The organism is Haladaptatus sp. W1, assembly GCF_001723155.1.
GTDB lineage: Archaea > Halobacteriota > Halobacteria > Halobacteriales > Haladaptataceae > Haladaptatus > Haladaptatus paucihalophilus.
Window position 1 is genome coordinate 1 of sequence record NZ_MEIH01000072.1, and the last position, 3062, is coordinate 3062.

The 3062-nt window shown below is 62.0% G+C and carries 5 protein-coding genes; 2 read left to right on the plus strand and 3 right to left on the minus strand.

Annotation, left to right across the window (positions count from 1 at the left end; all coding sequences use genetic code 11):
* On the plus strand, window positions 1-346 hold a 346-nt coding region (locus tag BG842_RS03990), incomplete at its 5' end, for a hypothetical protein (protein ID WP_069449774.1).
* Between the two features lie 116 nt (window positions 347-462).
* Here the strand turns inward: BG842_RS03990 and BG842_RS03995 are convergent.
* Complete coding sequence (locus BG842_RS03995; protein ID WP_254662880.1) at window positions 463-1125, minus strand: DUF4037 domain-containing protein; 663 nt, start codon at window positions 1123-1125, stop codon at window positions 463-465.
* A 308-nt stretch (window positions 1126-1433) separates the two neighbouring features.
* Window positions 1434-1739, minus strand: coding sequence for a hypothetical protein (locus tag BG842_RS31020; protein WP_254662881.1), 306 nt, complete (start codon window positions 1737-1739; stop codon window positions 1434-1436).
* A 198-nt stretch (window positions 1740-1937) separates the two neighbouring features.
* Between BG842_RS31020 and BG842_RS04005 the strand changes: the two genes are divergently transcribed.
* Window positions 1938-2600, plus strand: coding sequence for a DUF4037 domain-containing protein (locus BG842_RS04005; protein WP_254662880.1), 663 nt, complete (start codon window positions 1938-1940; stop codon window positions 2598-2600).
* A 116-nt stretch (window positions 2601-2716) separates the two neighbouring features.
* Here BG842_RS04005 and BG842_RS04010 read toward each other — a convergent pair.
* On the minus strand, window positions 2717-3062 hold a 346-nt coding region (locus BG842_RS04010), incomplete at its 5' end, for a hypothetical protein (RefSeq protein WP_069449774.1).

The following is a 3062-nucleotide window of genomic DNA, read 5'->3' on the forward strand; positions in this document are numbered from 1 at the left end:
CGTCGCGCGAACGTGGCTCACGTTCTTGCGCGCGCTCGAACTGGCAAAGAAGACCGACAGCGGATTCGTCCGTATTCGACGCGACCCGGACGAGGAAGCGCTCGCCGAAGCACTCCAAACCCGCGTGTACGGCGTCTCGACCGTTCTCAACGTCCTTCCCGAGGACGAGTGGCTCGAATCCGAAGCCGTCTTCGAGCGGTTCAGCGACGAGATTCCCACGTGGGAGCGGTACAAGGACCCGACGCGAGTAGAAGACGTGTGGCGCGAACGCGTCGGAAACATGCTGGAGTGGGCGGTGCTGTTGGGCCTCGCGGAGCGGTCGGAGGACGGCTATCGACGGACGTGACGGAGAGCGAGGCAGATGTCGTCCTCATACGGGGTCGTACTCCGGTTCGAACAGATACGGTTTCAGCACGCGGCGTTCCGACAGGTCGAAATCGAGTAACCGACGTTCGAAGTCGGTCATGAGCTTCGAGACCACCGCTTGCTTTTCCTCCGCGTCGTCCCCAGAACGACCGTTTCGAGCCTAGATTCGAACGCCGTCGGCGTCCACGAGAGGGTCGAGAGTTCCGCGCGTCGCCACTTCCGGTAGGGCACGAATCGACCGTCGAGCAGGAAGGGGAGCGCCATGTACCCCTCGACCGCCCGACGGAGGGACAGTTCCGCCGTCAGTGGGTCGTCGCGTCGGAACGCCAATCCGGAATCCAACGGTGCGTTGCCGGTCGCGTGATACCAGTAGCTGAAACACTTTTCCTCGCGCACCGTCGCCGGATAGTCGTCGTATCGGCCGAGCAGGTCGGTCACGACACCGGTCGGGTCGGCGAGCACGTCCGCGTTCGCGTGAACGTACAGCGCGGTGTCGTCGTCCCAATCGGCGAGGTCGGCTTCGATACGGTCGAGGGTCGTCCAGTCGAGTTCGACGAACACGCCGTCGTGTTGGCGCGTTTCTCCGGTGCTATCGCGGGCGGCAACCGCGTCCGGCGTGGCGACGACGCGGAGTTCGACGTCCGAGTGGTCGTCCGCGTGCCCGAGCGCGACCGAACCGTGGAGCAGAACACCGAGAACGTCGTCCGCCGCGACGATTTCGTCGGCGAGTCCGGCCGCCGCGTCACGAAGGTATGTCATGTCGTGGATTGGTCCCGATTTAGTATATAAATCACGGGACGAACGAGGAGTTCGACATTATACAGTTTAACCGCAGTTATAGAATACAAATACTATTTCGAATAGCGTTATATGTATCCAATACATCCAACTAAACCGTGAGTAAGTGTTCGAATGTCACGAGAAGTCGGGTAGGAGTAGCTATATTTGGAATTCAATTGGGCCAGCTCGGTACGACCGTCCCCGCCGCCGAATCCGCCACGGATGGAGGACGGCCCGGCGAATCCGGGGATTCCGTCGGGCGTCCGCCCGAGAGCACCGGCGACGCGTCATGAAGGCCACGTCCATTCCGCTCGGCGCGTTCGTTCACAGAACAGCGCGTCCACGACGCCGACGCCGTGAACCATACTGAACCCGCCACGCGCGCCACGACGAGACGCGAACGCCGCGACCGGTTCGCACAGTCGGCGCGAGGACGCGTTCTGTGAACGAACGCGCCGAGCGGAATGGACGTGGCCTTCATGACGCGTCGCCGGTGCTCTCGGGCGGACGCCCGACGGAATCCCGGATTCGCCGGGCCGTCCTCCATCCGTGGCGGATTCGGCGGCGGGGACGGTCGTACCGAGCTGGCCCAATTGAATTCCAAATATAGCTACTCCTACCCGACTTCTCGTGACATTCGAACACTTACTCACGGTTTAGTTGGATGTATTGGATACATATAACGCTATTCGAAATAGTATTTGTATTCTATAACTGCGGTTAAACTGTATAATGTCGAACTCCTCGTTCGTCCCGTGATTTTATATACTAAATCGGGACCAATCCACGACATGACATACCTTCGTGACGCGGCGGCCGGACTCGCCGACGAAATCGTCGCGGCGGACGACGTTCTCGGTGTTCTGCTCCACGGTTCGGTCGCGCTCGGGCACGCGGACGACCACTCGGACGTCGAACTCCGCGTCGTCGCCACGCCGGACGCGGTTGCCGCCCGCGATAGCACCGGAGAAACGCGCCAACACGACGGCGTGTTCGTCGAACTCGACTGGACGACCCTCGACCGTATCGAAGCCGACCTCGCCGATTGGGACGACGACACCGCGCTGTACGTTCACGCGAACGCGGACGTGCTCGCCGACCCGACCGGTGTCGTGACCGACCTGCTCGGCCGATACGACGACTATCCGGCGACGGTGCGCGAGGAAAAGTGTTTCAGCTACTGGTATCACGCGACCGGCAACGCACCGTTGGATTCCGGATTGGCGTTCCGACGCGACGACCCACTGACGGCGGAACTGTCCCTCCGTCGGGCGGTCGAGGGGTACATGGCGCTCCCCTTCCTGCTCGACGGTCGATTCGTGCCCTACCGGAAGTGGCGACGCGCGGAACTCTCGACCCTCTCGTGGACGCCGACGGCGTTCGAATCTAGGCTCGAAACGGTCGTTCTGGGGACGACGCGGAGGAAAAGCAAGCGGTGGTCTCGAAGCTCATGACCGACTTCGAACGTCGGTTACTCGATTTCGACCTGTCGGAACGCCGCGTGCTGAAACCGTATCTGTTCGAACCGGAGTACGACCCCGTATGAGGACGACATCTGCCTCGCTCTCCGTCACGTCCGTCGATAGCCGTCCTCCGACCGCTCCGCGAGGCCCAACAGCACCGCCCACTCCAGCATGTTTCCGACGCGTTCGCGCCACACGTCTTCTACTCGCGTCGGGTCCTTGTACCGCTCCCACGTGGGAATCTCGTCGCTGAACCGCTCGAAGACGGCTTCGGATTCGAGCCACTCGTCCTCGGGAAGGACGTTGAGAACGGTCGAGACGCCGTACACGCGGGTTTGGAGTGCTTCGGCGAGCGCTTCCTCGTCCGGGTCGCGTCGAATACGGACGAATCCGCTGTCGGTCTTCTTTGCCAGTTCGAGCGCGCGCAAGAACGTGAGCCACGTTCGCGCGACG